Source organism: Serratia sp. HNCC26DJ206, from assembly GCF_057180605.1.
Genome location: NZ_JBXUGP010000147.1, coordinates 1 through 374, shown reverse-complemented (window position 1 = coordinate 374; position 374 = coordinate 1). Strand labels below are relative to the sequence as shown.

The window sequence follows — 374 nt, the reverse complement described above, 5'->3', positions numbered from 1 at the left end:
CCTGTTGGGCGCGGGCGTGTTGAATATCAATACCAACAATAACCAGTTCAACTTTGGCAGCAACGTGGGCGCCGGGTTCACCGGGCAGGTCAATCTGCAGAACACCCAGTTCCAGCTGTCGAACAATAACACCAGCAGTAACAGCAACACCGTGCTGAACCTGGAGGACAACAGCCGCACCTCGGTCGGTGATGGGGTACAGAATATCGGCGCGCTGGAAATGAACGGCGGGACGCTGATTTTCAATAACATCATTGATAACAGCGGGTTATTAACCTCTGGCGGTACCGTTGCGGCCACGAGCATCAATACCACCGGGGGCGGCACGGTGAGTGTCAACCTGCCGCCGAACGTCTCTCCGAGCCTGGAAGGGG

The 374-nt window shown here is 56.7% G+C and carries 1 protein-coding gene; it reads left to right on the top strand.

Going from position 1 to position 374, the window contains the following annotated elements; translation table 11 throughout:
- A partial coding sequence (locus AC2A1E_RS24340) for a hypothetical protein (protein WP_484385898.1) occupies positions 1–374 on the top strand: 374 nt, incomplete at both ends.